The organism is Streptomyces sp. NPDC033229, from assembly GCF_055576875.1.
On the sequence record NZ_JBVIQR010000007.1, the window covers coordinates 55,034 to 81,804 of the forward strand.

The window sequence follows — 26,771 nt, forward strand, 5'->3', positions numbered from 1 at the left end:
TCACGCCCGATCCGCGACGCGTTCGCCGAGCAGGCCTTGTGGCCGTAGCAGCAGGACGAGGATGAGGAGGACGAAGGCCCAGACGTCCTTCCAGGACCCGCCGCCGAACTGGGTCATGCCGGGGATCTCCTCGATGTAGCCGGTGGCGAGGGCTTCGGCGACGCCGAGGACGACTCCGCCGAGCATGGCGCCGTAGATGTTGCCGATGCCGCCGAGGACGGCCGCGGTGAAGGCCTTGAGGCCGGTGATGAAGCCCATGCGGAAGTCGATCTGGCCGTATTTGAGGCCGTGGGCGACGGCGGCGATCGCGGCGAAGGTGGCGCCGATGGCGAAGGCGATCACGATGATGCGGTCGGTGTTGATGCCCATGAGTTTGGCGGTGTCGGGGTCCTGTGCGGTGGCCTGCATGCCGCGGCCGGTGCGGGTCTTGGCGACGAAGAGGCCGAGGGCGATCATGCACAGGGGTGCGGCGATGAGGAGGAAGATCTCGCCGCGTTGGACGGTGGCGCCGAGGACGTCGATGGCGTCGCCTTGGAACTGGGGGAAGACGCGGGCTTTCTTGGCGTCGGGGTACCACTTCCAGATGGCTTGCTGGAGGGCGATGGAAAGGCCGATCGCGGTGATGAGGGGGGCCAGCCGGGGGGCGCCGCGCAGGGGCCGGTAGGCGAAGCGTTCGGCGGCGACGGCGATGGCGGTTGAGGCGGCGATGCCGCCGAGGATCATGATGGGGAGCGCGAGCAGCAGGCCGGTGCCGTCGGGGAGGATGAGGTAGGCGGTCAGTGCGCCGAAGCCGCCGACCATGAAGATCTCGCCGTGGGCGAAGTTGATGAGCTGGACGATGCCGTAGACCATCGTGTAGCCGATCGCGATGAGTCCGTACATCGCGCCGAGGATGAGTCCGTTGGCCAGCTGTTGCGGCAGTTCGTGCACCGCCGGGCCTCCGTGGTGGGAGAAGGGGTACTGGGCCGGTCGAGGCGGGCCGTGCGGGGTGCGGGTGGTGGCGTGCCGCACGGCCCGGGGTCCTCGGCGGGGTGGTGCCGGGGTGGGGCGGGGATCAGCCCTTGTACTCCGCGCTGTGGCGGGATTTCCAGGTGGTGCCGTCGACCTGGTAGGCGGTGATCATGGTGTTGGTGGTGTCGCCGTACTTGTCGAAGGAGACGGGGCCGGAGACGCCGTCGAATTTCACCTTGTTGAGGGCTTCCACGACCTTGGCGCGGGCGTCGGTGGGCAGCTTGCCGCCGTTTTCGGTGACGGTGGCCTTGACGGCTTGGATGATGGCCCAGGCGGCGTCGTAGGCGGTGCCGCCGTAGGCCTCGTAGGCGTCCTTGTAGCCGGCGGCCTTGTAGTCGGCGATGAACTTCTTGGCGGAGTCGAGTTGTTCGACGGGCTTGCCGACGGAGGTGGCGTAGTCGTTCGCGGCCTTTTTGTTGAGGTTGATGTAGTGCGGGCTGTAGAGGGCGTCGCCGCCGAGGAGGGGTGCTTTGACGCCGCCGTCCTTGAGTTGCTGGCTCAGGGGGGCGGCGGCGGGGTATTCGCCGCCGTAGAAGACGAGGTCGGGGTTGGTGCTCTTGGCCTTGGAGACGATGGCCTTGAAGTCGCGGTCCTCGGGGTTGACGTGTTCGGTGCCGACGACTTTTCCGCCGAGGGCGGTGAATTTGGCGGCGAAGGCGGCGGCGAGGCCGACGCCGTAGGTCTTCTGGTCGTCGATGACGTAGACCGTCTTGGCTTTGATCTTTTCGTAGGCGTACTGGCCGCCGAAGGCGCCCTGTACCTCGTCGGTGGTCGAGGTGCGGAAGTAGGTGGTGAATTGGCGCTTGCGGTTGTTCTGCTTCCAGTCCTTGCCCTGGGTGAGGTCGGGGGTGGTGTTGGCCGGGGATATGAGGGCCATGTTGTTGGCCTGGGCGACCTGTTGCATGGACTGGGCGACGCTGGAGTTGAGCGGTCCGACGGTGGCCAGGACGCGTTTGTCGCCGGTGAGTTTGGTGGCGTTCTGCTGGCCGGAGGTGGGTTGGCCCTGGTCGTCGAGGGCCTTCAACTCGAAGGTGACGCCGGGCACTTCCTTGGCCTTGTTGGCGTTCTTGATGGCGAGATCGGTGGAGTTCTTTATGCCTTGGCCGAGTGGGGAGAGGTCGCCGGTCAGCGGGGCGTCGACGCCTATCACCACGGTGGTGTTCTTGCTTCCTTCGGCGTCACCCCCTTTGTCGTCGCGTGATCCGCAGGCGCTGAGGGTGAGGGCCCCGGTGGTGATCGCGGTGGTGAGGATGAGCAAGGAACGGTGTCGCACGGTGCTTCCTTTCCCTGGCGAGGCCCCCTCTGCTGAGGTGCCGTTCGCTTGCCGGGCGGCGTGGTGGAGGCGTGCCTGATGTGCGAAACCGCCCGGCGGGGTGGTAACTGGCCGTGACTCTAGGGGCGGGCGGCGATCTGGGGCAGAGGTGCTGGCCATGATGTGACTGTCTTGTTATGACGAAGGTCACTCAGGGGCGTCCGTGTAGCGGAATTGACCGGATGATTGGGGTGTATCGGGTGATAACCGTTGTCCGGATATCGTGAAGGTGCAGTTCCGCTAAGGAGTCGGCAGCGCGTCGGCGGTCGACGCGGCGGGGGTGGCCGGCTGCGCCCACGAAAGATCGCGGGCGGGCGGGTCGGGCGGAGTGGATCTACGGGCCGCTCGGCGCGGGGGTGTCACGCACCGTTACGGACTGCCTGCCCGGCGGGGGTTCGGCTGCGGGCCCGTCATTGCCGCCTGCGGCGGCGAGCGCCCTGCGGGCGGCACCTCAAACGCCGGACGGGCTGATATGGGCTGAGCCCGGTTGAATCAGCCCGTCCGGGGGCACCTCCCAGCGGTAGCCGGGGGAGTTTGAGGACACCGCCGCGCAGCGGTGGTGCACCCGTACGGCGGCGGCCCGGCCGTCGGTTGGGGGTGCCGGATCAGGGGTCAGCCCTGGGGGTCGGCCTTCGCGTCAGCCACGCTGTCGTTGTCGCGGATGAGGCAGGTGAGGCGGGCGGTGCACACCCGCTTGTCCTGGTCGTCGGTGATGACGATCTCGTAGGTGGCGGTGGAGCGGCCGCGGTGGACGGGGGTGGCCACGCCCGTGACCATGCCGGAGCGCACGCCGCGGTGGTGGGTGCAGTTGAGGTCCACGCCGACGGCGAACCGGCCCGGCCCGCCGTGCAGCATGGCACCGACCGAGCCGAGGGTCTCGGCGAGCACGGCGGAGGCGCCGCCGTGCAGCAGCCCGTACGGCTGGGTGTTGCCCTCGACGGGCATGGTGCCGACGATGCGGTCGGGGGCCGCCTCGACGACGGTGACGCTCATGCGCTCGCCGAGGTGCCCGGCGGAGAACAGGGCGGCCAGGTCGAGGCCGCTGCCGGCCCACTCGTCCAGGATCTCCTGCGGGAACGTGGTCGTGCTCTGCTCGCCCATGCGTCGCGGCTCCGATCGTCCTTGGTGGTCACGGTGTGCACCACGTGTTCAGGTGATCCGTCCTACCAGGTCGTCCGGTGCGCGCTCAGGCCGGGTCCGCCTGTTCGAGCCTGATGATCAGGGACTTGCTGGCGGGGGTGTTGCTGGTGTCGGCGGTGTGGTCCAGCGGGACCAGGACGTTGGTCTCCGGGTAGTACGCGGCGGCGCACCCGGGGGCGGTGGGGTAGTGGACGACCCGGAAGCCGGGGGCCCGCCGCTCGGTGCCGTCGGTCCACTCGCTGACCAGGTCGGCGTAGGTGCCGTCGGCGAGTCCCAGGGCGCGGGCGTCGTCGGGGTGGACGAGGACGACGCGGCGGCCGTTCTTGATGCCGCGGTAGCGGTCGTCGAGGCCGTAGATGGTGGTGTTGTACTGGTCGTGGGAGCGGAGGGTCTGCAGCAGCAGCCGTCCCTCGGGGGCCTTGGGGTATTCGACGGGGGCGGCGGTGAAGTTGGCCTTGCCGGTCGCGGTGGGGAAGCGGCGTTCGTCGCGGGGGGCGTGGGGCAGGGTGAAGCCGCCGGGGCGGGCGACGCGGGCGTTGAAGTCCTCGAAGCCGGGGACGACGCGGCTGACGCGGTCGCGGATCGTCCCGTAGTCCTTCTCGAACTCCTCCCAGGGGGTGGTGCTTTCGGTGCCGAGGACGCGTCGGGCGAGGCGGCACACGATGGCGGGTTCGGAGAGCAGGTGGGGGCTCGCGGGTTCCAGGCGTCCGCGGGAGGCGTGGACCATGCCCATGGAGTCCTCGACGGTGACGAATTGGTCGCCGCCGCTCTGCCGGTCGCGCTCGGTGCGGCCGAGGGTGGGCAGGATCAGGGCGCGGGCGCCGGTGATGACGTGGGACCGGTTGAGTTTGGTCGACACGTGGACGGTCAGCCGGGCGCGGCGCATGGCGGCCTCGGTGACGTCGGTGTCGGGGGAGGCGGCGACGAAGTTGCCGCCCATGGCGAAGAAGACCTTCGCGTCGCCGTCGCGCAGGGCGCGGATGGCGCGGACGACGTCGAGGCCGTGCTCGCGGGGCGGGGTGAAGTCGAATTCCTTCTCGAGGGCGTCGAGGAAGGCGGCGGAGGGGCGTTCGAAGATGCCCATGGTGCGGTCGCCCTGGACGTTGCTGTGGCCGCGTACGGGGCAGACGCCGGCGCCGGGGCGGCCGATGTCGCCGCGCAGGAGGAGGAGGTTGACGACTTCCTTGATGGTGGGGACGGCGTGTTTGTGCTGGGTGAGGCCCATGGCCCAGCACACGACGGTGCGCCGGGAGGCGAGGATCATGCGGAGTGCTTCTTCGATCTCCTGGCGGCGCAGTCCGGTGGCGCGCAGGGTCTCGTCCCAGTCGGCGGCGCGGGCGGTGCGCTCGTATTCCTCGAAGCCGTGGGTGTGTTCGCGGATGAAGTCGGTGTCGAGGGCGCCTTCGGTTTCGAGGACGAGGCGGCCGAGGGTGCGGAAGAGGGCCTGGTCGCCGCCGAGGCGGATCTGGAGGAAGAGGTCGGTGAGGGGGGTGCCGCCGCCGGCGAGGCCGCGGGCGTTCTGCGGGTTCTTGAAGCGCTCCATGCCCGCTTCGGGCAGCGGGTTGACCGTGATGATCTTCGTGCCGCCGGCTTTGGCCTTCTCCAGGGCGCTGAGCATGCGGGGGTGGTTGGTGCCGGGGTTCTGTCCGGCGACGATGATCAGGTCGGCTTTGTAGAGGTCTTCGAGGAGGACGCTGCCCTTGCCGACGCCGATGGTTTCGGTGAGGGCGGAGCCGGAGGACTCGTGGCACATGTTGGAGCAGTCCGGCAGGTTGTTGGTGCCGAACTCGCGGGCGAAGAGCTGGTAGAGGAAGGCTGCTTCGTTGCTGGTGCGCCCGGAGGTGTAGAAGAGGGCCTCGTCGGGGGAGGCGAGGGCGTGGAGTTCCTCGGCGATGAGGTCGAAGGCGCGCTCCCAGGTCACCGGCTCGTAGGTCGCGGCGCCCTCGGCGAGGTACATGGGGTGGGTGAGCCGGCCCTGCTGGCCGAGCCAGTAGCCGCTGCGGGTGGCGAGGTCGGCCACGGGGTGGGCGGCGAAGAAGTCGGGGGTGACGCGGCGCAGGGTCGCTTCCTCGGCGACGGCCTTGGCGCCGTTCTCGCAGAATTCGGCGGCGTGGCGCTTGTCCGGCTCGGGCCAGGCGCAGCCGGGGCAGTCGAAGCCGTCCTTCTGGTTGACCTTGAGGAGGGTGAGCGCGGTGCGTCGCACGCCCATTTGTTTCTGCGCGACGCGCAGGGTGTGGGCGATCGCGGGCAGCCCGGCGGCGGCGTGCTGCGGGGCGGCGACGTCGGGTGCGTCCTGGACGGGATCGCCTGTGGGCGGCTTGCCTGCCATCTCGCTCCCCCTTGAGCGGGTCGGTGTGTACGTGGAGTCGTACGGGGTCGATCCTGTCACGGCCCGCTGACAGTCCGCTGGCGGGCGGGTGCCGGGGCGGTGCGGCGGGGTGCCGGGGGTGGGCGTGTGGCCGGGATTGTCGGTGGGCCGTGGCAGGATCGGGGGCGTGGCAGCAAAGGCATCGAAGACGAACGAGACGACCGGCACCGAGGCAGTGGAGGGAGGCCGTCCGCGTCTGCTCCTGATGGACGGGCACTCCATGGCGTATCGCGCGTTCTTCGCGCTGCCGGCGGAGAATTTCACGACGTCCGGCGGTCAGCCGACGAACGCGGTGTACGGCTTCGCGTCGATGCTGGCCAATACGCTGCGTGACGAGCGGCCGACGCATTTCGCGGTGGCGTTCGACGTGTCGCGCAAGACGTGGCGGTCGGAGGAGTTCCCGGAGTACAAGGCGACGCGTTCGAAGACGCCGGACGAGTTCAAGGGGCAGGTCGATCTGATCGGCGAGCTGCTGGACACGATGTCCGTGCGGCGGTTCGCGGTGGACGGTTTCGAGGCCGATGACGTCATCGCCACGCTGGCCACCGAGGCGGAGGCCGAGGGGTTCGATGTTCTGATCGTCACCGGTGACCGTGACTCGTTCCAGTTGGTCAGTGACCGGGTCACGGTGCTGTATCCGACGAAGGGCGTCTCGGAGCTGACGCGGTTCACTCCGGAGAAGGTCGAGGAGAAGTACGGTCTGTCCCCGCAGCAGTATCCGGACTTCGCGGCGCTGCGCGGTGACCCGTCGGACAATCTGCCGGGTATCCCGGGTGTGGGGGAGAAGACCGCCACCAAGTGGATCACCCAGTTCGGGTCGTTCGCCGAGCTGGTGGAGCGGGTCGACGAGGTCAAGGGCAAGGCCGGGCAGAACCTCCGTGATCATCTGGAGGCTGTCAAGCTCAACCGCCGGCTGACCGAGATGGTGCGGGACGTGGAGCTGTCGACCCGTCCGGAGGAGTTGTGCCGTGCGGCGTACGACCGGCTGGCGTTGACGACGTTCCTGGAGCGGCTGGAGATCCGTAACCAGGGTCTGCGGGACCGGTTGCTGGCGGCGGACCCGGGTGCGGAGCAGGCCGAGGAGGCCGCTCCGGCCGCCGGGGCCGAGGTGGACGGCGTGGTGCTGGGCGCGGGGGAGCTGGCGCCGTGGCTGGCCGAGCACGGCGGTGCCCCGTTGGGTCTGGCCATGGTCGACAGTTGGTCGCAGGGCAGTGGCCGGGTCGCCGAGATCGCTCTGGCGACGGGTGAGGGTCCCGCGGTCTGGTTCGATCCGTCGCAGGTGGACGAGGCCGATGAGCGGGCGTTCGCCGCGTGGAGCGCGGATGCCGCCCGGCCCAAGGTGATGCATGACGCGAAGGCCGCGATGCGGGTCTTCGCGGAGCACGGTTGGTCGGTCGCGGGCGTGACGATGGATACCGCGCTGGCCGCTTATCTGGTCAAGCCGGGGCGTCGTTCGTTCGCCCTGGACGCGCTGTCGGTGGAGTATCTGGGCCGTGAGCTGGCCACGGCCGCCGCGGGTGACGGTCAGCTGGCCTTCGGTGCCGACGAGCAGGCGGAGGCCGACGCGCTGATGGGCCGGGCCCGTACGGTCCTCGATCTCGGTGAGGCCTTCACGGGTCGGTTGAGGGACGTGGGCGCGGCGGAGCTGCTCACGGATGTGGAGCTGCCGACGAGTGCGCTGCTGGCCCGGTTGGAGCGGGCGGGTATCGCCGCGGACCGGGGCTGGCTGGAGAGGATGGAGCAGCAGTTCGCGGGTGCCGTGCAGCAGGCGGTGAAGGAGGCGCACGCGGCGGCGGGCCGTGAGTTCAATCTGGGCTCGCCCAAGCAGCTCCAGGAGGTGCTGTTCGGTGAGCTGGGTCTGCCGAAGACGAAGAAGACCAAGACCGGGTACACGACGGACGCGGACGCGCTGGCCTGGCTCGCGGCCCAGACGGAGAACGAACTCCCGGTGATCATGCTGCGGCACCGGGAGCAGTCGAAGTTGCGGTCCACGGTCGAGGGCCTGATCAAGGCCATCGCTCCGGACGGGCGCATTCACACGACGTTCAACCAGACGGTGGCGGCGACGGGCCGGCTGTCCTCCACGGATCCCAATCTGCAGAACATTCCGGTGCGCACGGACGAGGGCCGGGCCATCCGCCGGGGCTTCGTGGTGGGCGAGGGTTTCCAGTCGCTGATGACGGCCGACTACAGCCAGATCGAGCTGCGGGTCATGGCCCATCTGTCGGAGGACGCGGGTCTGATCGAGGCGTTCGCGTCGGGTGAGGATCTGCACACCACGGTCGCCTCGCAGGTCTTCGGTGTCGCCAAGTCCGAGGTCGACCCGGAGATGCGCCGCAAGATCAAGGCCATGTCGTACGGCTTGGCGTACGGGTTGTCGGCGTTCGGTCTGTCGCAGCAGCTGAATATCGCGCCGGACGAGGCGCGCAAGCTGATGGACACGTTCTTCGAGCGGTTCGGCGGGGTGCGGGATTACCTCCAGCGGGCCGTCGAGGAGGCCCGTGCCACGGGTTACACGGAGACGATGCTGGGCCGTCGCCGGTATCTGCCGGATCTCAACAGCGACAACCGTCAGCGTCGTGAGATGGCCGAGCGGATGGCGCTGAACGCCCCGATCCAGGGGACGGCCGCCGACATCGTGAAGATCGCGATGCTGCGGGTGGCGGAGGCGCTGGAGGCGGAGAAGCTCACGTCGCGGATGCTGCTCCAGGTGCACGATGAAATCGTGCTGGAGATCGCTCCGGGCGAGCGTGAGCGGGTGGAGGAGCTGGTCCGCCGCGAGATGGCGGGGGCCGTCGAGCTGCGTGCGGCGCTGGATGTGTCGGTCGGTGTCGGTGGGGACTGGGAGTCCGCCGCGCACTGAGGCATCTTCCTCGGCGTTCATTCACTGCCCCTTCACCGCGCTGCGGTGAGGGGGCAGTGGTGTGTCGGCTGCCAGGGGATGCCGACGGGGGAGTTGCCTCGTCGGCGCGTGTTCTCATCTCGGCCCGGCGTTGCTACGGTGCCCGCACCCCCTTTCCCTGACGCCCCATCAGCTTCCGGGAGGCCGAGCATGCGCGCACTGGCCGCCGCGGCCATCGGACTGGCCGCCGCCCTCGCGCTCGTCTTCGCCGTCACGGCCGTCGGCCCGCCCGACGGTCGGACCTCGCCGAAGCCCCTGCTGACCTCCCCTCCCGCGCACCCCTGACCGGGAGGCCCCGCCATGCGCCGTAGAGCGAGCCTGGTCCTCCTCGCCCTCGCCGTCTTCTTCGCCGCCCTGTCGCCGCTGCTGCGCTGGTACGCCTTTCCCCGGCTGGCGAAGGTCCCCGCCGGCCGCTACCAGGCGGTCGTCACCGAGGCGAAGGACGCCACCCTCGTCGACTACGCCACCCTCGAACCCAAGAAGGTCTCCAAGGTCACCGTCATCCAGACCCTCAAGGGCAATGTGGAGCAGGCCAGGAAGGTCAAGAAGGAGACCGGCCGCGACGCCGTCGTCTGGGACACCCTCACCTACATCGCGGGGCCCGACGGAAAGATGGTCTCCCGGATCCCCGAGCGCTATGTCTTCGACGGACACACCCAGCAGCCCGTGCACGCGGGCGGCGAACACGTCGACGGCACCCCCGTACGCCGCGAGGGCATCGCGTACAAGTGGCCCTTCCTCGTCGAGAAGCGCGACTACCGGTACTTCGACATGCAGACCCGCACCTCCGCGCCCATCCACTACAAGGGCACCCGCACCTACCGCGGTCTGGAGGTCTACTACTTCGAGCAGACCGTGCCCTGGACCAAGGTCCCGCTGCCCCGGACGCTGCCGCTCGGCATCAGCCCCGACACGGTCCGGCAGCTCGGCCTGGAGAACTGGTACACCACCACGCGCATGTTCTGGGTCGAGCCCACCACGGGCGCCCCCGTCAACGCCGAGGAACGCCACCACACACAGATGCGCTGGACCGGCCACCCGGAGAAGAAACCGATCACCGCCTTCGCCGGCCATGTGAAGCTGCGCCCGGACTACGCCGACGACACGGTCCGGCTCGTGACGTCCCAGCGGCAGCTGGTCCTGCTGCTCACCACGTATCTCCCCTGGGGTTTCCTCGCCCTCGCCGTCGTCCTGCTGGCCCTGTCCGTCGTCCTCGAAGCCCGCTCACGCCGGGCCGCCCGCAGTCCGGGGTGAGATCGTCGTGCGTTTGCCGGGCAACGGGCACAGGATGGAGGGAAACCCGAAGCGCCGGGCCCCCGGCGGGGGCACGCCGACCAAGGAGGCTCACCGTGAAGGAGAGTCCTAAGGACCAGTCCACCGCATCCAGGCCCCGGCGGCTCTACACCGGGGGAGAGCGGCCGTTCGACCCCGAGGACCTGGTCATGGCATCCGGCCGGGACGTCACGCCGGAGCGGGTCGAGGCCGCGAAGCGCCTCATGGAGGAACAGGGCTCCGCCGCCATCGAGAGGTATCTCCCCTGAACGTCTGCGTCGGGGGCCTGCCCGGCGGGGCCTCGGCTGCGGGCCGTCTGTGCCGCCTGCGGCGGCGAGCGCCCCGCGGGCGCGTCCCCGAACGCCGGACGGGCTGAAATCAGCCCCCCGCCCGCCTACCCGCCGGACCGACGAGCGTTCGTCCGGCGCGTAGGCGCGGCCGTGGACGGGTCCTCCGGCCACGGGTGCCGGGGATAGCGGCCCCGCAGCTCGGCCCGTACGGACCGGTAGCCGTCCTGCCAGAAGGACGCGAGGTCCGCCGTGACGGCCGCCGGGCGACCGGCCGGTGACAGCAGGTGCACGAGGACGGGGACGCGCCCGCCCGCCAGCCTCGGCGTCTGCTGCCAGCCGAACAGCTCCTGGAGCTTGACCGCCAGGACGGGCTGCTCGCCCCCGTAGTCCACCCGCACACGTGAGCCGCTCGGCACCTCGATCCGCTCGGGGGCCAGCTCGTCCAGGCGGGCGGCGTCACCGGTCGCCCACGGAAGAAGCCGCTCCAGTGCCGTGCCGGCGTTCAGCCGCTCCAGATCGGCCCGCTTGCGGGCCCGGCCCAGATCCCAGCCGAGCCAGTCGTCCGCGCCCTCCAGCAAGGCCGCGTCGGACACGTCCGGCCACGGTGCGCCCAGCGCGCCGTGCAGGAACGCCAGCCGCTGCCGGAGACCGACAGCCTCGGGCGTCCACCGCAGCAGCCCCAGCCCCTCGCGCATCAGCCCTTCCCGCAGGGCCGCCGCGACGCGCTCCGGGTCGGGGGAGGGCAGCGGACGCTCGGCCAGCTCCAGCGCCCCCAGCCGCTCGACGCGACGCGCCACCACATCACGCCGCTCCTCGGACCAGACGATCTCCTCGCCCTCGGCGTGGAGCGCCGCGGCCGCCGCCCGGGCGGTGTCCTCGTCGATCACGGCGCCGAGCCGCACCCGCGCCGACGCGGCCGTGACCGGCCGGTCCGCCACGGCCACCGCGAGCCAGCGCGCGCTGCGCAACCGCGACCCCTCGCCCAGCTCCGCACCCGTCCCGGACGCCATGAGATACGCCCCTTCCCCCCGTGCCCGCGCCACCCGTTCCGGGAACGCCAGCGCGGCGATCAGCCCGGCCACGGCGTCGTCGGTGCGGGGAGTGCCCGTGCCACCGGCGTCCTCGCCGGTGGCGGCCCCGTCCGGCCGGGCGCCTCGGGCCGCGCCTTCCAGCCGCCGGGCCTCCGCACGCCAGCGGGCGGCGTACGCGTCGCCGCCGCGCCGCGCGGAGCGCCACGCGGCCGCCAGATCGTCCCCGTACTCCCGCGGCGGCTCCTCGCTCAGCAGCGCGACCACCTCCGCCGCCCGGCGCGCGCCCACCTCCCGCGCGCCGTCCAGCAGGGCCCGCGCGAGGCGAGGGTGCAGGCCCACCCGGGCCATCCGCAGACCCCGCCGCGTCGGGCGGCCGTCCGCCGAGACCGCTCCCGTGGCCACGAGGACGTCACGCGCGGCGGCCATCGCACCGGACGGCGGCGGGTCGAGCAGCGCCAGGCCCGACGCGTCCGGGTCGCCCCAGCACGCGGCCTGCAGTGCGAACGCCGTCAGATCCGCCACCGTGATCTCCGCCGCCGGGAACCGCGGCAGCCGCGCGTCGTCGGCCTCCGCCCAGCAGCGGTACACCGCACCCGGCGCCTCACGCCCCGCCCGCCCCGCGCGCTGCCGGGCGGACGCCCGGGACGCCCGTACGGTCGTGAGCGCGCTCAGCCCCCGCGCGTGGTCCGTGCGCGGCTCCCGCGCGAGTCCGGCGTCGACCACGACGCGGACGCCGGGCACGGTCAGGCTCGACTCCGCGACCGAGGTCGCCAGCACCACCCGCCGGCCTCCCGAGCCGCCCGCCAGCACCGCGTCCTGCACGGCGGCCGGAGCCCGGCCGTGGACCTGGAGCACCTCCGCGCCCAGGGCCTCCGCCCCGCCCAGCCGCCCCGCGACCCGCGCGATCTCCCCGACGCCGGGCAGGAAACACAGCACGTCCCCCTCGCGCTCGCGCAGCGCCCGCCGCACCACGCCCGCGACGTGCTCCAGCAGGGCGGGGTCCACCCGCATGCCGTGCGGCGGCCGGACCTGCCGCTCCGGCGGGGACCACACCACCTCCACCGGATGGGAGACACCCTGTGCCTGAACGACCGGAGCACCGCCGAGCAGCCGTGCCCAGCCCTCCGCGTCGGTGGTGGCGGAGGCCGCGACGAGTCGCAGATCCGGCCGGAGGGCGGCGCGCACGTCGAGGAGGAAGGCCGCCGAGGTATCGGCGTCGAGATGCCGTTCGTGGCACTCGTCGAGGACGACCACGTCGACACCGGCCAGCTCGGGGTCGCGCTGGAGCCGCTGCAACAGCACGCCCGTCGTGACCACCTCGACCACGGTCCGCGGCCCGACCCGGCGCTCCCCGCGCACGGTGAAGCCGACCCGCCCGCCCGAGGAGGCCCCGGCCCCGCCGCCCGGCACGGTCTCGCCGAGCAGCCACGCCATGCGTCGCGCCGCGGCCCGCGCGGCGATCCGGCGCGGCTCGGCGACCAGGACACGCCGGACGGGCGCGTCCGTGGCCGGGCCGTCGTGGTCCGTGAGCTCGGCGAGTCCGGCGAGCACGAGCGGCACCAGCGTCGTCTTGCCCGTCCCGGGCGGTGCGCACAGCACGGCCACGCCGTGCTCGTCCAGCGCTCGGGTCAGCGCGGGCAGCACGGTCCGTACGGGGAGGCGGTCGAGGGCTTCGGTGCGGATCACACGGCCCAGTCTCGCCCAGCGGCGCGGGCGGCCGGATCGTGGGTCGGCGGCTCACCCGCCGTTGCCGCGCATGCGCCGTCCGGCCGCGGGTCGTTGTTGCCGCCTGCGGCGGCGAGCGCCCTGCGGGCGCGTCCTCAATCGCCGGACGGGCTGGATTTGGCTGAGCTCAGCCAAATCCAGCCCGCTGGGTGCACCTCCCAGCGGTAGCTGGGGGAGATTGAGGACACCGCCGCGCAGCAGAGGTGCGCACGCCACGGCCCGCAGGGTCAAGCGCACACTTCGCGGAAAAGGCCGACCAGGCGCTAGTCCCGCTCGCAGACGAAGATCGCCGTGCCCGGGATCAGATTGCCGCGCAGCGGGGACCAGCCGCCCCACTCCTGGCGGTTCCAGGTCGGCCATTCCGGTTCGACCAGGTCGATCAGGCGGAAGCCGCCGGCGACCACGTCGCGTACCCGGTCACCGAGTGTGCGGTGGTGCTCCACATAGACGGCCCGGCCGCTTTCGTCCTGTTCCACATAAGGGGTGCGGTCGAAGTAGGAGGCCGCCACCGACAGGCCCTCGGGGCCCGGCTCGTCCGGGAACGCCCAGCGGATCGGGTGCGTGACGGAGAAGACCCACCGGCCGCCGGGGCGCAGCACCCGCCGCACCTCCCGCATCACCCGTACCGGGTCGGCGACGAAGGGGACCGCGCCGTAGGCCGAGCACGCGAGGTCGAAGGAGCCGTCGGCGAAGGGCAGCGCGCCCGCGTCCGCCTCCACCAGGGGGACGTCGCCGCCGATGCGCAGGGCGTGCTGGAGCTGGCGGTGGGAGAGGTCGAGGGCCACCGGGCGGGCGCCCTGGGCGGCCAGCCAGCGCGAGCACTGGGCGGCGCCCGCGCCGATCTCCAGGACGTCGAGACCCTTGAGCTCGTCCGCCGGGCCCAGCAGCGCCGCCTCGGCCTCGTCGAGGCCCTCCGGACCCCAGATGAAGCGGTCGTCCCCGAGGAAGCCGCCGTGCTCGCTCTGGTACTCGTCCGCGTTGCGGTCCCACCAGCCCCGGCTGGCCCGGCTGCTCTCCGCTTCGTCGCTCTCCCGCCGTGTCGCTTCCGGCTCGTATTCTTGGATCATTTCGACCGTGGCGCCCTTGGCAGTAGTCTCTTCGTCTTCACCCGAGCGGGAGCTACGGGCTGCGGCGGGGCCTTCGTGGCCTCGCGACACATGAGTTGTGCCGGTTATGGGGTGTTTCGTCCCGGGTGTGCGCCTTCGCGCATTGACCCTGTCCGGCTGCCCCCGTATGCTACAAGTTGCGCTGCGGGCCTGCGCGCCTCAGACAGAGCAGGCCGCGCTCGCACTTGTTGTATGTCCCCTCGGTTGTCGAGGTGTCCCGGTGTCTTCGGATTCGTCCGAAGCCTTCGGATCAGGCGCCTCCAAGGCTGTCCGGCTTCGGCGGTGCGATACGGGCTCTCGGCGTAGCAGTACCTACGACTCACTGTCCGTACCGGAGCCCTTTCCCACATGACGAGCAGCACCGAGACCACCGCCACCACTCCGCAGGTTGCGGTCAACGACATCGGTAACGAGGAAGCCTTCCTCGCCGCGATCGACGAGACGATCAAGTACTTCAACGACGGCGACATCGTCGACGGCGTCATCGTGAAGGTCGACCGGGACGAGGTCCTGCTCGACATCGGTTACAAGACCGAAGGCGTCATCCCTTCCCGCGAGCTTTCGATCAAGCACGACGTCGACCCGAACGAGGTCGTCAAGGTCGGCGACGAGATCGAGGCCCTGGTTCTCCAGAAGGAGGACAAGGAAGGTCGTCTCATCCTGTCCAAGAAGCGCGCTCAGTACGAGCGTGCCTGGGGCACGATCGAGAAGATCAAGGAAGAGGACGGGATCGTCACCGGTACCGTCATCGAGGTCGTCAAGGGTGGTCTCATCCTCGACATCGGCCTCCGTGGCTTCCTCCCGGCCTCCCTGGTCGAGATGCGCCGCGTCCGCGACCTCCAGCCCTACGTGGGCAAGGAGCTCGAGGCCAAGATCATCGAGCTGGACAAGAACCGCAACAACGTGGTCCTGTCCCGCCGTGCCTGGCTGGAGCAGACCCAGAGCGAGGTCCGTCAGACCTTCCTCACGACCCTGCAGAAGGGCCAGGTCCGCTCCGGCGTCGTTTCCTCGATCGTCAACTTCGGTGCGTTCGTGGACCTCGGCGGCGTCGACGGTCTCGTCCACGTCTCCGAGCTCTCCTGGAAGCACATCGACCACCCGTCCGAGGTTGTCGAGGTCGGCCAGGAAGTCACCGTCGAGGTCCTCGACGTCGACATGGACCGCGAGCGTGTCTCCCTGTCGCTCAAGGCGACGCAGGAAGACCCGTGGCAGCAGTTCGCCCGGACCCACCAGATCGGTCAGGTCGTCCCGGGTAAGGTCACCAAGCTCGTTCCCTTCGGTGCGTTCGTGCGCGTCGACGAGGGCATCGAGGGCCTGGTCCACATCTCCGAGCTGGCCGAGCGCCACGTGGAGATCCCGGAGCAGGTCGTCCAGGTCAACGACGAGATCTTCGTCAAGGTCATCGACATCGACCTCGAGCGTCGTCGCATCAGCCTCTCGCTGAAGCAGGCCAACGAGTCCTTCGGTGCCGACCCGTCCGTGGTCGAGTTCGACCCGACCCTGTACGGCATGGCCGCGTCCTACGACGACCAGGGCAACTACATCTACCCCGAGGGCTTCGACCCCGAGGCCAACGACTGGCTCGAGGGCTACGAGAAGCAGCGCGAGGAGTGGGAGCGCCAGTACGCCGAGGCGCAGCAGCGCTTCGAGCAGCACCAGGCGCAGGTCATCAAGTCCCGCGAGGCCGACGAGCAGGCCGCGGCCGAGGGCGCTGCCGCTCCGGCCGGTGCCTCCTCCTCGACCGGCGGCGGCAACGTCTCCGGCGGTTCGTACTCCTCGGAGTCGGCCGACAACTCCGGCGCCCTGGCGTCGGACGAGGCGCTCGCCGCGCTCCGCGAGAAGCTCGCCGGCGGCCAGAGCTGAGGCTCTGACCGGCAGCAGCTGACAGCTGACTGCAGTAAGGCCCGCTCCCCTTGGGGGGCGGGCCTTACTGCATGTCCCGGGCCTTACCGCATGCCCGGGGCACTGCGAGGCGGGGCCTCGGCATCGCGGGACGGGGGGGGCGGGTGCCGGTCCGTTGTGCGCCTGCTCCCCCGGACTACTTCTGATGCCTCGTCAACCTCATGAGGCGACCGCAGCCTCATGACACCCCGTCTCTTCCTCCGGGAGAAGGCGACGGACGGGAATGAGCCGGACCTCCACGGGCGTTCCCTGATACGGAACATGAGGAGGAACGGTCACTGTGTTGGATCCGCAGGGTTTGTACGAATGGGAGCCCAAGGGGCTCGCCGTGGCCGACCTGGCCCTGGCCCAGGACACGGCCGGTCTGGTCATGCTCTACCACTTCGACGGTTACATCGACGCGGGTGAGACCGGCGAACAGATCGTCGAGCGGCTGCTGGACGGCCTGCCGCACCAGGTCGTCGCCCGCTTCGACCACGACAGGCTCATCGACTACCGGGCGCGCCGCCCCCTGCTCACCTTCGAGCGGGACCACTGGAGCGCCTACGAGACGCCGAAGATCGAGCTGTATCTGGTGCAGGACGCGACGGGCGCGCCCTTCCTGCTGCTGACCGGCCCCGAGCCGGACGTCGAGTGGGAGCGGTTCGCGGCGGCCGTCCGGCAGCTGGTGGAGCGGCTGGGCGTGCGGCTGTCGGTCAACTTCCACGGCATCCCGATGGGCGTCCCGCACACCCGGCCCGTGGGCATCACCCCGCACGGCAACCGCACCGATCTGATGCCCGGTCACCGCAGCTACTTCGACGAGGCCCAGGTGCCCGGCAGCGCCGAGTCGTTCGTCGAGTACCGCCTGGCGGAAGCCGGCCACGACGTCCTCGGCGTCGCCGCCCACGTCCCGCACTACGTCGCCCGCTCGCCCTACCCCGACGCCGCACTCACCGCCCTGGAGGCGGTCACCGCCGCCACGGGCCTGGTCCTGCCGAACGCCGCGCACACCCTGCGGACCGAGGCCCTGCGCACCCAGGAGGAGATCGAGCGGCAGATCGACGAGGGGGACGAGGAGCTCGTCGCGCTCGTCCGGGGCCTTGAGCACCAGTACGACGCGGTGGCCGGCTCCGAGACGCGCGGCAACCTCGTCGCCGAGCCGGTCGAGCTGCCCTCTGCCGATGAACTGGGCGCGGAATTCGAGCGTTTCCTCGCCGACAGGGAGGCCGACGGCGGCCGTTGACGGTCGGGCCGATAGCGTGGGGCCCATGCTGAAGGTGGGCCTCACGGGCGGTATCGGATCGGGCAAGAGCGAGGTGTCGCGGCTTCTCGCCTCGTACGGGGCGGTGATCGTCGACGCCGACCGCATCGCGCGGGAGGTGGTCGAGCCGGGAACCCCCGGACTCGCCGCCGTCGTCGCCGAGTTCGGCCCCGGCATCGTCACGGCCGACGGCGCCCTCGACCGGCCCAAGCTCGGCGCGATCGTCTTCGCCGACACCGGCCGCCGCACGGCGCTCAACGCCATCGTGCACCCCCTCGTCCGGGCCCGCTCCGCCGAGATCGAAGCGGCGGCGGCCCCGGACGCCGTCGTCGTCCACGACGTCCCCCTGCTCGCCGAGAACGGCCTCGCCCCCCTCTACGACCTGGTCATCGTCATCGACGCGACCGAGGAGACCCGCCTCGACCGCCTCGTCCGGCTGCGCGGCATGACCCCTGACGAGGCCCGGGCCCGGATGGCCGCCCAGGCGACCCGCGAGGAGCGGCTGGCGGTCGCCGATCTCGTCATCGACAACGACGGCCCGCTCCAAGCGCTGGAAGCACAGGTCGCGAAGGCCTGGACGGACTTGCTCGCGCGGTCGGCGCACCACGCCGGATAGGTGCTGCCGCGAGGGCTTCCCTATCGCCGCCTCGGCTTCCGGGCGGGCTCATGGGGTGGCTCATAGGGCGGGACGTCCCGGCCCGGCTGGTAGTGCGGCCCTTGGCGTATATGCCGTATCACCATGATCAAATCGGTGGCGGTCACCGCGATCAGCACCGCGCAGGCGATCGCCCACCCTGGCTGCCCCGCCGCCGCGAAGAGCACGGTCCCCGCGACGGCCCAGAGCAGTCCCCACAGGGCCAGTCCGCAACGCAGCCGCAGCGGACTCCGCGCGGTCACCGGTTCGCTGCCCGTACGCATGGCACTCATCTCCCACCCCCCAGGATCCACCCGGCGCGGGTTCGCCGTCGGTGCCCAGAGGGGTCTGTCCGGCGGATCTTTGCCTGGCTGCCGCCCGGCTGCCGCCCGCGGCGGTGGGCGCCCTGCGGGCGCGTCCTCAAACGCCGGACGGGCTGATTTTGGCTGAGCCCAGCCGACCAGCCCGTCCGGCGCTCGAGGACACCGCCGTGCAGCGGTGGTGCTGATGCGCCCCCGTGATCCGCCGGACAGCCCCCGGCGGTGGACCGGTGATGTCAGTGCCTCTCCGTAGACTCGGTCCTGGTCGTGGGCGAGTGCCGTGGAAGTCCGGCGATCACACGATCAGGGCGGCGGCGGTGAGTCGCATGAGACGGGTGAGGTGAGGGGCGGGTGGCACAGGGACTGCCCTCGCGGGCATGGGCCGACCGCGGCTTCGCCGGACCCGGGGGCCCGCTGACCGAGCCGCTGGCCCGCTGCGCCGCGGTGCTGCTGCCCGCCGACCCGCCGAGGGCTGCCACGGTCGCTTTCTGGCGCCCGGACGGCGGCCCCCTGCCGGAGACGACGAGCACGCCCGGGGCGGACCCGACGGGGACGGCGCCCGCCGAGCTCACGGTCGTGCGCCCCCATGGGCGCGGCGTCCGGCGGCACACCGTGCCCGCGGTCGTGCTGCCGCTGGAGCAGGCCGTGCCGCTCCTCGCCCGGGCCCGGCACGACCCGTACGCGCACCCGGCGGCCGCGTGCTGGGGCGCCGCCGTGCTGCACGCGATGGGCCTCGTCGCCCGGGGCCGCTTCCGGCCGGGACTCACCCCGGCCGGGCACGACGCCTGGCGGGCCGGCCCGCTGGACGCCGACGACCTCACGCACCTCCGGGCGATCGCCGCCGCCATGCCGCCCGAGGCCCACGCGGTGCCGGTGCCGGGCTCGAGCCCGCTGCGGCTGCCCGCCCCCGAGGGGCTCGTGCGGGAGCTGCTCGACGCCGTCACCGACCGGCTGCCGCGCACGCCCGCCGCCGCCCACGCGGCCGGAGACCTCTACGCGGCCCCTGGCCGCCCGTCCCGCCCGCCCGGCTCACCGGCCCTGAGCTCCTGGTGCGCCGAAGCCGCGGCCGGCGCCGACAGCGGGGTGCGGATCTCCTTGCGCCTGGATCTGGGAGCGCACGACCTCTACGACGAGGAGGGCGGTCACGCGACGGTCGTCGTGCAGGTCCACAGCCTGGTCGACCCGACCCTGCTCACCGACGCGGCCGAGCTGTGGGCGGGCCGGGCGGGTGAGCACTTCGGGGCGCGCAGCCGCATCGACACGGTCCTCGCCCTGCGGCACGCGGCCCGCCTCTGGCCCCCGCTCGCCCGCTTGCTCGACCGGCCCGTGCCCGATGTCCTGCCCCTCACCGAGGACGAGCTGTACGAGCTGCTGGGGCCCGTCGCGCGGCGCCTGTCCGCCGCGGGCATCGCCGTGCACTGGCCCCGGGAGCTCGCCCGCGGGCTGACCGCCACGGCGGTCGTCCGGATGGCACCGGGCACCGCGTCCGACGAGCCCGCTTTCTTCGACACCGCACGGGCGCTGGAGTTCAGCTGGCAGCTCGCGCTGGGCGGGGAACCGCTCACCGAGCGGGAGATGGACGCCCTTGCGGAAGCGCACCGGCCCGTAGTGCGCCTGCGCGACCAATGGGTGCTGGTGGACCCCGCGCTCGTCCGCAAGGCGCGGGCACGCCGCCTCGGCCGGCCGGGCGCCGCCGAGGCCCTGTCGGTGGCCCTCACCGGCACCGCCGACATCGACGGCGAGCGCACCGAGGTCGTACCGACGGGAGCGCTCGCCGCTCTCCGCGACCGGATCACCGGCCAGGCGCGGCCGGTGGACCCGCCGCCGGGGCTGCACGCGACGCTGCGCGACTACCAGCTGCGCGGACTGGCCTGGCTGGACCTCATGACCTCGCTCGGCCTGGGCGGCTGCCTCGCCGACGACATGGGCCTCGGCAAGACCGTCACGCTCATCGCCCTGCACCTGCACCGGGCGTCGCGGTCGGCGGGCACCATGCCCCCGACCCTGGTGGTCTGCCCGGCCTCCCTCCTCGGCAACTGGCAGCGCGAGATCGAGCACTTCGCGCCCGGCGTCCCCGTCCACCGCTTCCACGGCACCGGCCGGGCCCTGGACGCGATGACGAGCGGCTTCGTCCTCACCACCTACGGCACGATGCGCGCCAGCGCCGCCCTGCTCGCCGAGCACCCGTGGGGCCTGGTCGTGGCGGACGAGGCACAGCACGTCAAGAACCCGTACTCCCGGGCCGCCGTCGCCCTGCGGACCATCCCCGCGCCCGCCCGCGTCGCCCTCACCGGCACCCCCGTGGAGAACAACCTCTCCGAGCTGTGGGCGCTCCTGGACTGGACCACCCCCGGCCTGCTCGGCTCGTTGAAGAACTTCCGCGCCCGCCACGCCCGGGCCATCGAGAGCGAGGACCAGGGCGAGCGGGAGGAGGCGGCGGAGCGCCTCGGCCGGCTCGTGCGGCCCTTCCTGCTGCGCCGCAGGAAGTCCGATCCCGGCATCGTCCCGGAGCTGCCGCCGAAGACGGAGACCGACCACCCGGTCCCGCTGTCGCGCGAACAGGCCGCGCTCTACGAGGCGGTCGTCCGGGAGACCCTCACGCACATCGAGGAGGCCGCGGGGATGGCGCGCCGCGGCCTGGTGATGAAGCTGCTCACGGACCTCAAGCAGATCTGCAACCACCCGGCCCAGTACCTGAAGGAGGACGCCGCCCGGCTGACGGGGCGTTCGGGCAAGCTGGAGCTCCTCGACGAACTGCTGGACACGATCCTCTCCGAGGACGGTTCCGTCCTGGTCTTCACTCAGTACGTCTCGATGGCCCGGCTGCTCTCCGCCCACCTCACGGTGCGCGGCGTGCCGTCCCGGCTGTTGCACGGCGGCACGCCGGTCGCACGGCGCCAGGAGCTGGTGGACGAGTTCCAGTCCGGCGGGGTGCCGGTGTTCCTGCTGTCGCTGAAGGCGGCCGGCACGGGCCTGAACCTCACGCGGGCGGGTCACGTCGTGCACTACGACCGCTGGTGGAACCCGGCGGTCGAGGAGCAGGCCACCGACCGTGCCTACCGCATCGGTCAGACGCAGCCGGTCCAGGTGCACCGCCTCATCGCCGAGGGCACGGTCGAGGACCGCATCGCCGACATGCTGGAGAGCAAACGCGCGTTGGCCGACGCGGTGCTGAGCGGCGGCGAGTCAGCGCTGACCGAGCTCAGCGACGCCGAGCTCGCCGACCTGGTGGCCCTGCGGAGACCGGCATGACCAGCGCCACGTCCTGGTGGGGCCGTGCGTGGATCGAGGCCCTGGAGACCATGTCCCTCGACGAGGGCCGTCTCTCCCGCGGCCGTTCGTATGCCCGAGGTGGCCATGTCCGTGACATCACGGTCGCTCCCGGCCGTGTCACGGCCCGGGTCGAGGGCAGCCGCTCGCGCCCGTACCGCACGGGCATCGGGCTCCGGACGCTCTCCGACGACGACTGGGACCGCTTCCTGGACGCCGTCGCGGTCCACCCGGACCACCTCGCGGCACTCCTCGACAAGGGCATGCCGCACGCGCTGGCCGACGCGGCCGCCACCGCGGGTGTCCGCCTGCTGCCCGGCCCCGGTGACCTGTCGCCGCACTGCACCTGCCCCGACCGCGGCCATCCGTGCAAGCACGCGGCAGCCCTCTGCTACGAGACGGCCCGGCTGCTGGACGGCGACTCCTTCCTGCTGCTGCTGATGCGCGGCCGTGACGAGCGGGAGCTCCTCGACGACCTCGCCCGCCGCAACGCCGTCCACGCGGCCCGGGAAGCACCCGCCCCGCCCACCGGGGTCAGCGCCCGCGCGGCCCTGACGGCCGCCCACCGCCCGCCGCTTCCGGCGCCGCTGCCCGTGCCCGCCCACTCCGGCCGGCCCCCGGCGCTCCCCGACGCGGAGGGACTGCCGCTGGACCCGGGCCTCCTCGAATTCCTCGCCGCGGACGCGGTGTCCCGGGCCCACGCCTTCCTCACCACGGGTGGCTCGCCCTTCCCGGACCTCACCCCCTGGCAGGACGCGGTGCGTCTGGCCGCCGCGCACCCCACCTCCGGCCTGACCTCCTCCACCCGTGCCCTCTACCGCGCCCTCGCGACGGGCACCGGCCGCACGCCCATCGACGTGGCCCGCGCGGTGGCCGCCTGGCGCCAGGGCGGCCCGGAGGGCCTGGCCGTCCTCGAAACCCCCTGGGACCCGCCGGCCGGCCCCTTCGACCGCGCCCGCTCCACCCTCACCGCCGCCGGCCTCCCCCCGCTCCGCCCCCGCCACAACCACCTCACGGACGAAGCCCGCGGCATCCAGCTCCGCTACGGCTACGACGGCCGCTGGTACCCCTACGAGGCCGACCCCCCGTCGGCCACCCCCGTCTGGTGGCCGACGGGGGTGGCCACCGAGGACCCGGTGAGCGCCCTGGTGGAGCTCCTCGGGGCGTCGGCGGCGTAGCGGGGTGCCGAACTGGCGTACGTGGCGGGCAAACGCCTCAGAAGAGCGGTTCGGGCAGTACTCCTTCGAGGGCCAGCAGGTCGCGCTTGGTCTCCAGGCCCGGGCCGAAGCCGCCCAGGCCGCCGTTGCTCTCGATGACGCGGTGGCAGGGCACCACGACGGGCAGTGGGTCGCTGCCCATGGCCATGCCCACCGCGCGCGCCGCGCCCCGCTCGCCCACCCGGTCGGCGAGGTCCTGGTAGCTGGCCAGGGTGCCGTAGGGGACGTGGGCGGCCAGCTCGCGCAGCACCCGGCGGTTGAATCCCGAGGTCAGCGACCAGTCCAGCGGGACGGAGAAGGTCCGCAGCCGGCCGTCGAAGTACGCCGTCAGCTCGGCCGACGCCGTGGCGAGCACCTCGTGCGCCTCACCGGGCGGCGGGGGCGGCGGAAGGGGGCCGGAGCCGAGGCGTCGGGTCAGCCGGGCGATCGTGTCGCCCGCCGTCGCCGCGTCGGCGTGGAAGGCGACGTACAGCAGGCCCTTCTCCGTGGCCGCGAGCCCCAGGGGGCCGACGCGGGTGCCGACCGTGGTCCAGGCCCACGCCGCCCGCCCGGCGCCCGTCACATCGGTCACGTCCGTCACTTCGGTGTCCGTCACAGCATCCAGCGTAGAACGGACGCTCCCCCCGCCGGCCCGGTATGCCTCCCGCCTGCCCCGGGCGCTCCTAGAGCGGGCCCCCGCCACCCATGGCCGAGATGACGCCGGATTCCTCGTCGAGCGCCTCCTCCACCACGTGCGGCGCGTTGCTGATGATGCCGTCCACCCCCAGACGCGCGAGGGCCACCGCCCGCTTGCCGTCGTCGACGGTCCACGCCGACACCGTCAGCCGCTTGCCCTGCGGGCCCTTCAGCGCGTGGACCGCCCTGACCCAGTCGGCGGTGACGCTCTTGTGGTTCGGGTTGATCTGGTCGACGAACTTCGCGTACGAGCGGAGGTCCGCGGCCTTCGGGGCACCCAGGAAGCCCGTCCGCACGTCCGGGCGGAGCCGGTGGAAGGTCTTCAGGGAGTTCGCGTCGAAGCTCTGGACGACCAGCCTGCGCGCCACGTGCCGCCGGTCGAGCCAGCCCGCCCGGCGCAGCTCCGTGACCAGCTGCTCCTCGATGCCCGGGTAGAGGCCGGGCTCCTTGACCTCCAGCAGCAGCCTCTGCCGGTTGTGGTCCACCCGCCGGAGGTAGTCCCGCAGTGTGGGCACCCGCTCGCCCTTGAAGCGCCGGTCGAACCAGCTGCCCGCGTCCAGCTTCTGGATCTCGGCGAGCGTGAAGTCCGCGACCTTCCAGGGCGCGCGGCGCGGATAGCGCTGTTCGACGTCGGTCGTCCGGGCCAGGGAGGTGTCGTGCATGACGATCAAGACGCCGTCCTTGGTGCGCTGGACGTCGTTCTCCACCCATTCGATACCCAGCCCGGCGGCTCTGTCGATCGACGCGAGGGTGTTCTCCGGGGCTTCGACCGGTACGCCCCGGTGGGCGATCGCGAAGGTGTGCAGCGGGGTGACGGCCGCCGCGGCGGCGGGCTGCGCCGCGGCCGGGCCGGCGAGGAGCAGGGCGGGCAGGGACAACCCGAGAATCGCGCTGGTCACGGTGGAGACGGGGCGGATGCGCATAAGGGGGGCTCCTCGCGGCGTCTGGGATCGCGGACGCGGTGGCGTCCAGGCCCTGTGTCTACGGAAAAGATGTACAGAAGACAAGTACGCGATCGCGCCGCCCCGGACACCCGGAGCCGGAGACCTTTGCCGGCTCTTCGCCGCCCGTTCGCCTGGAAAACAGGGGCCGAACGCACGGAGCCCGGCCGTTGTCAGTGGTGGGCCGTACGGTGGTCTCATGCGGCCCGTATCAAAGATCGAACGCACGGTGGCGCCCTTCGAGGTCGTCAGTCCCTTCCAGCCCAGCGGTGACCAGCCCACGGCCATCGCCGATCTGGAGCGGCGCATTCGCGCCGGTGAGAAGGATGTCGTCCTGCTCGGGGCGACCGGCACCGGCAAGTCGGCCACCACGGCGTGGATGATCGAGAAGCTCCAGCGGCCGACGCTCGTCATGGCGCCGAACAAGACCCTCGCGGCCCAGCTCGCCAACGAATTCCGCGAGCTCCTGCCCAATAACGCGGTCGAGTACTTCGTCTCGTACTACGACTACTACCAGCCCGAGGCGTACGTCCCCCAGTCGGACACCTACATCGAGAAGGACTCCTCGATCAACGAGGAGGTCGAGCGACTGCGCCACTCCGCGACGAATTCCCTGCTCACCCGGCGTGACGTGGTCGTGGTGGCCTCGGTCTCCTGCATCTACGGCCTCGGTACGCCCCAGGAGTACGTGGACCGCATGGTGCCGCTCAAGGTCGGCGAGGAGATCGACCGGGACCAGCTGCTGCGCCGCTTCGTGGAGATCCAGTACACACGCAACGACGTGGCCTTCACGCGCGGCACGTTCCGGGTGCGCGGCGACACCATCGAGATCTTCCCGGTCTACGAGGAACTGGCCGTCCGGATCGAGATGTTCGGTGACGAGATCGAGGCGCTCTCCACGCTTCACCCCCTCACCGGCGAGGTCATCTCCGACGACCGGGAGCTGTACGTCTTCCCCGCCAGCCACTACATCGCCGGCCCCGAGCGGATGGAGAAGGCCGTCGCGGGGATCGAGGCCGAGCTGGCGGAGACCCTCGCCCGGATGGAGAAGCAGGGCAAGCTCCTCGAGGCCCAGCGGCTGCGCATGCGCACCACGTACGACATCGAGATGATGCGCCAGGTCGGCTCCTGCTCCGGCATCGAGAACTACTCGCTGCACATGGACGACCGTGAGCCCGGCTCCCCGCCGAACACTCTGATCGACTACTTCCCCGAAGACTTCCTGCTGGTCATCGACGAGTCGCATGTCACCGTCCCGCAGATCGGCGCGATGTACGAGGGGGACGCGTCCCGCAAGCGCACCCTCGTCGAGCACGGCTTCCGGCTGCCGTCGGCCATGGACAACAGGCCGCTGAAGTGGGAGGAGTTCGTCGAGCGGATCGGACAGACCGTCTACCTCTCAGCGACCCCGGGGAAGTACGAGCTGTCCCGAGGCGACGGCTTCGTCGAGCAGATCATCCGGCCCACCGGCCTCGTCGACCCCGAGGTCGTCGTCAAGCCCACCGAGGGGCAGATCGACGACCTGGTGCACGAGATCCGCACGCGTACGGAGAAGGACGAGCGGGTCCTGGTCACCACGCTGACCAAGAAGATGGCCGAGGACCTCACGGACTACTTCCTCGAGCTGGGCATCGCCGTGCGCTATCTGCACAGCGACGTCGACACGCTGCGCCGCATCGAGCTGCTGCGCGAGCTGCGCGCCGGTGAGTACGACGTCCTGGTCGGCATCAACCTGCTGCGCGAGGGCCTCGACCTGCCCGAGGTGTCCCTGGTCGCCATCCTGGACGCCGACAAGGAGGGCTTCCTGCGCTCGGGGACGTCCCTGATCCAGACCATCGGCCGCGCGGCGCGCAACGTCTCGGGTCAGGTCCATATGTACGCCGACAAGGTCACTCCCGCGATGGAGAAGGCCATCGAGGAGACCAACCGCCGCCGCGAGAAGCAGATCGCGTACAACAAGGAGCGGGGCATCGACCCGCAGCCGTTGCGCAAGAAGATCGGTGACATCGTCGCCACGATCGCCCGCGAGGAGATCGACACCCAGGAGCTGCTGGGCTCCGGCTACCGCCAGGCCGAAGGAGGCAAGGCCCCCGTTCCCGCGGCCGCCTCCGGCAAGGCGGGCGCCAAGGCGGCCAAGGGCAGGGGCAAGGCCAAGGCGGTCGTCGCGACGGACCGGCCCGCGGCGGAACTGGCCCAGCTCATCGAGGACATGACGGACCGCATGCGGGCGGCCGCGGCGGAGCTGCAGTTCGAGGTCGCCGCGCGGCTGCGCGACGAGGTGGGCGAGTTGAAGAAGGAGCTGCGGCAGATGCGCGAGGCCGGCCTGGCCTGACGGGAGGGGCGCCGGCCGGGCGTGTCGGCGGAAGATGTTGCAAGACCGCCACAAACCCTCCTCGGGTGTGCTCGCGGCCG

19 protein-coding genes are annotated in these 26,771 nt (G+C 71.6%); 10 read left to right on the forward strand and 9 right to left on the reverse strand.

What is annotated here, in order from left to right; translation table 11 throughout:
* From ACZ53N_RS08770 to ACZ53N_RS08785, 4 genes are all read right to left on the reverse strand, one after another.
* The gene (locus ACZ53N_RS08770) at window positions 1-930 is read right to left on the reverse strand and encodes a branched-chain amino acid ABC transporter permease (RefSeq protein WP_469140352.1); all 930 of its coding nucleotides are present in this window, start codon (window positions 928-930) and stop codon (window positions 1-3) included.
* A 124-nt stretch (window positions 931-1,054) separates the two neighbouring features.
* Complete coding sequence (locus ACZ53N_RS08775) at window positions 1,055-2,269, reverse strand: branched-chain amino acid ABC transporter substrate-binding protein (protein ID WP_469140353.1); 1,215 nt, start codon at window positions 2,267-2,269, stop codon at window positions 1,055-1,057.
* A gap of 666 nt (window positions 2,270-2,935) precedes the next feature.
* A complete protein-coding gene (locus ACZ53N_RS08780) occupies window positions 2,936-3,424 on the reverse strand; it encodes a PaaI family thioesterase (protein ID WP_469140222.1) in 489 nt (162 codons plus the stop codon).
* An 85-nt stretch (window positions 3,425-3,509) separates the two neighbouring features.
* On the reverse strand, window positions 3,510-5,792 hold the full coding sequence (locus ACZ53N_RS08785; protein WP_469140223.1) for an FdhF/YdeP family oxidoreductase: 2,283 nt from the start codon (window positions 5,790-5,792) through the stop codon (window positions 3,510-3,512).
* Between the two features lie 244 nt (window positions 5,793-6,036).
* Here ACZ53N_RS08785 and polA point away from each other — a divergent pair, with 244 nt between their 5' ends.
* The 4 genes from polA (at window position 6,037) to ACZ53N_RS08805 (ending at window position 10,274) form a co-directional block, all read left to right on the forward strand.
* Complete coding sequence (polA, locus tag ACZ53N_RS08790; protein WP_469140354.1) at window positions 6,037-8,694, forward strand: DNA polymerase I; 2,658 nt, start codon at window positions 6,037-6,039, stop codon at window positions 8,692-8,694.
* Between the two features lie 189 nt (window positions 8,695-8,883).
* Window positions 8,884-9,018 carry an SPW_0924 family protein gene (locus tag ACZ53N_RS08795; RefSeq protein ID WP_469140224.1) on the forward strand — a complete coding sequence of 45 codons (135 nt, stop codon included), beginning with the start codon at window positions 8,884-8,886 and terminating at the stop codon, window positions 9,016-9,018.
* Window positions 9,019-9,033: 15 nt separating this feature from the next.
* Entirely contained in the window at window positions 9,034-9,987 is a 954-nt protein-coding gene (gene pgfA, locus ACZ53N_RS08800) for a cell envelope lipid trafficking protein PgfA (RefSeq protein WP_469140225.1), read from the forward strand.
* Window positions 9,988-10,082: 95 nt separating this feature from the next.
* Entirely contained in the window at window positions 10,083-10,274 is a 192-nt protein-coding gene (locus ACZ53N_RS08805; RefSeq protein WP_362221055.1) for a hypothetical protein, read from the forward strand.
* Window positions 10,275-10,399: 125 nt separating this feature from the next.
* Here the strand turns inward: ACZ53N_RS08805 and hrpB are convergent, their stop codons facing one another.
* Window positions 10,400-13,012 (reverse strand): ATP-dependent helicase HrpB, encoded by a 2,613-nt coding sequence (hrpB, locus tag ACZ53N_RS08810; RefSeq protein ID WP_469140226.1) that lies wholly within the window; start codon window positions 13,010-13,012, stop codon window positions 10,400-10,402.
* A gap of 302 nt (window positions 13,013-13,314) precedes the next feature.
* Complete coding sequence (locus ACZ53N_RS08815; protein ID WP_469140227.1) at window positions 13,315-14,118, reverse strand: class I SAM-dependent methyltransferase; 804 nt, start codon at window positions 14,116-14,118, stop codon at window positions 13,315-13,317.
* 387 nt (window positions 14,119-14,505) lie between these two features.
* Here ACZ53N_RS08815 and rpsA point away from each other — a divergent pair, with 387 nt between their 5' ends.
* The 3 genes from rpsA (at window position 14,506) to coaE (ending at window position 17,918) form a co-directional block, all read left to right on the forward strand.
* A complete protein-coding gene (gene rpsA / locus ACZ53N_RS08820) occupies window positions 14,506-16,020 on the forward strand; it encodes a 30S ribosomal protein S1 (RefSeq protein ID WP_130877236.1) in 1,515 nt (504 codons plus the stop codon).
* Between the two features lie 319 nt (window positions 16,021-16,339).
* Window positions 16,340-17,284: a PAC2 family protein gene (locus tag ACZ53N_RS08825; RefSeq protein ID WP_469140228.1), complete on the forward strand. Its 945-nt coding sequence runs from the start codon at window positions 16,340-16,342 to the stop codon at window positions 17,282-17,284.
* A 25-nt stretch (window positions 17,285-17,309) separates the two neighbouring features.
* A complete protein-coding gene (gene coaE / locus ACZ53N_RS08830) occupies window positions 17,310-17,918 on the forward strand; it encodes a dephospho-CoA kinase (protein WP_469140229.1) in 609 nt (202 codons plus the stop codon).
* A 20-nt stretch (window positions 17,919-17,938) separates the two neighbouring features.
* On the opposite strand, the gene ACZ53N_RS08835 is transcribed toward coaE, so the two are convergent.
* Window positions 17,939-18,220 (reverse strand): DUF6343 family protein, encoded by a 282-nt coding sequence (locus ACZ53N_RS08835; RefSeq protein ID WP_469140355.1) that lies wholly within the window; start codon window positions 18,218-18,220, stop codon window positions 17,939-17,941.
* 387 nt (window positions 18,221-18,607) lie between these two features.
* Here ACZ53N_RS08835 and ACZ53N_RS08840 point away from each other — a divergent pair, with 387 nt between their 5' ends.
* On the forward strand, window positions 18,608-21,508 hold the full coding sequence (locus tag ACZ53N_RS08840) for an SNF2-related protein (protein WP_469140230.1): 2,901 nt from the start codon (window positions 18,608-18,610) through the stop codon (window positions 21,506-21,508).
* On the forward strand, window positions 21,505-22,704 hold the full coding sequence (locus ACZ53N_RS08845) for an SWIM zinc finger family protein (RefSeq protein WP_469140231.1): 1,200 nt from the start codon (window positions 21,505-21,507) through the stop codon (window positions 22,702-22,704). Before ACZ53N_RS08840 ends, ACZ53N_RS08845 begins: the two co-directional genes overlap by 4 nt.
* A gap of 37 nt (window positions 22,705-22,741) precedes the next feature.
* Here ACZ53N_RS08845 and ACZ53N_RS08850 read toward each other — a convergent pair whose 3' ends face one another.
* On the reverse strand, window positions 22,742-23,338 hold the full coding sequence (locus ACZ53N_RS08850) for a methylated-DNA--[protein]-cysteine S-methyltransferase (protein WP_469140232.1): 597 nt from the start codon (window positions 23,336-23,338) through the stop codon (window positions 22,742-22,744).
* Between the two features lie 67 nt (window positions 23,339-23,405).
* Window positions 23,406-24,341, reverse strand: a complete 936-nt coding sequence (locus ACZ53N_RS08855) for a glycerophosphodiester phosphodiesterase (protein WP_469140233.1) — start codon at window positions 24,339-24,341, stop codon at window positions 23,406-23,408.
* A gap of 217 nt (window positions 24,342-24,558) precedes the next feature.
* Between ACZ53N_RS08855 and uvrB the strand changes: the two genes are divergently transcribed.
* Window positions 24,559-26,691, forward strand: a complete 2,133-nt coding sequence (uvrB, locus tag ACZ53N_RS08860) for an excinuclease ABC subunit UvrB (RefSeq protein WP_469140234.1) — start codon at window positions 24,559-24,561, stop codon at window positions 26,689-26,691.
* Window positions 26,692-26,771: the final 80 nt, after the last annotated feature.

Excerpts from the sequence above, each read along its gene's own strand:
- ACZ53N_RS08780 (WP_469140222.1), bottom strand. The coding sequence starts at position 3,424 with ATGGGCGAGCAGAGCACGACCACGTTCCCGCAGGAGATCCTGGACGAG.
- ACZ53N_RS08785 (WP_469140223.1), bottom strand. The coding sequence starts at position 5,792 with ATGGCAGGCAAGCCGCCCACAGGCGATCCCGTCCAGGACGCACCCGAC.
- polA (WP_469140354.1), top strand. The coding sequence starts at position 6,037 with ATGGACGGGCACTCCATGGCGTATCGCGCGTTCTTCGCGCTGCCGGCG.
- ACZ53N_RS08795 (WP_469140224.1), top strand. The coding sequence starts at position 8,884 with ATGCGCGCACTGGCCGCCGCGGCCATCGGACTGGCCGCCGCCCTCGCG.
- pgfA (WP_469140225.1), top strand. The coding sequence starts at position 9,034 with ATGCGCCGTAGAGCGAGCCTGGTCCTCCTCGCCCTCGCCGTCTTCTTC.
- ACZ53N_RS08815 (WP_469140227.1), bottom strand. The coding sequence starts at position 14,118 with ATGATCCAAGAATACGAGCCGGAAGCGACACGGCGGGAGAGCGACGAA.
- rpsA (WP_130877236.1), top strand. The coding sequence starts at position 14,506 with ATGACGAGCAGCACCGAGACCACCGCCACCACTCCGCAGGTTGCGGTC.
- coaE (WP_469140229.1), top strand. The coding sequence starts at position 17,310 with ATGCTGAAGGTGGGCCTCACGGGCGGTATCGGATCGGGCAAGAGCGAG.
- ACZ53N_RS08835 (WP_469140355.1), bottom strand. The coding sequence starts at position 18,220 with ATGCGTACGGGCAGCGAACCGGTGACCGCGCGGAGTCCGCTGCGGCTG.
- ACZ53N_RS08845 (WP_469140231.1), top strand. The coding sequence starts at position 21,505 with ATGACCAGCGCCACGTCCTGGTGGGGCCGTGCGTGGATCGAGGCCCTG.
- ACZ53N_RS08855 (WP_469140233.1), bottom strand. The coding sequence starts at position 24,341 with ATGCGCATCCGCCCCGTCTCCACCGTGACCAGCGCGATTCTCGGGTTG.
- uvrB (WP_469140234.1), top strand. The coding sequence starts at position 24,559 with ATGCGGCCCGTATCAAAGATCGAACGCACGGTGGCGCCCTTCGAGGTC.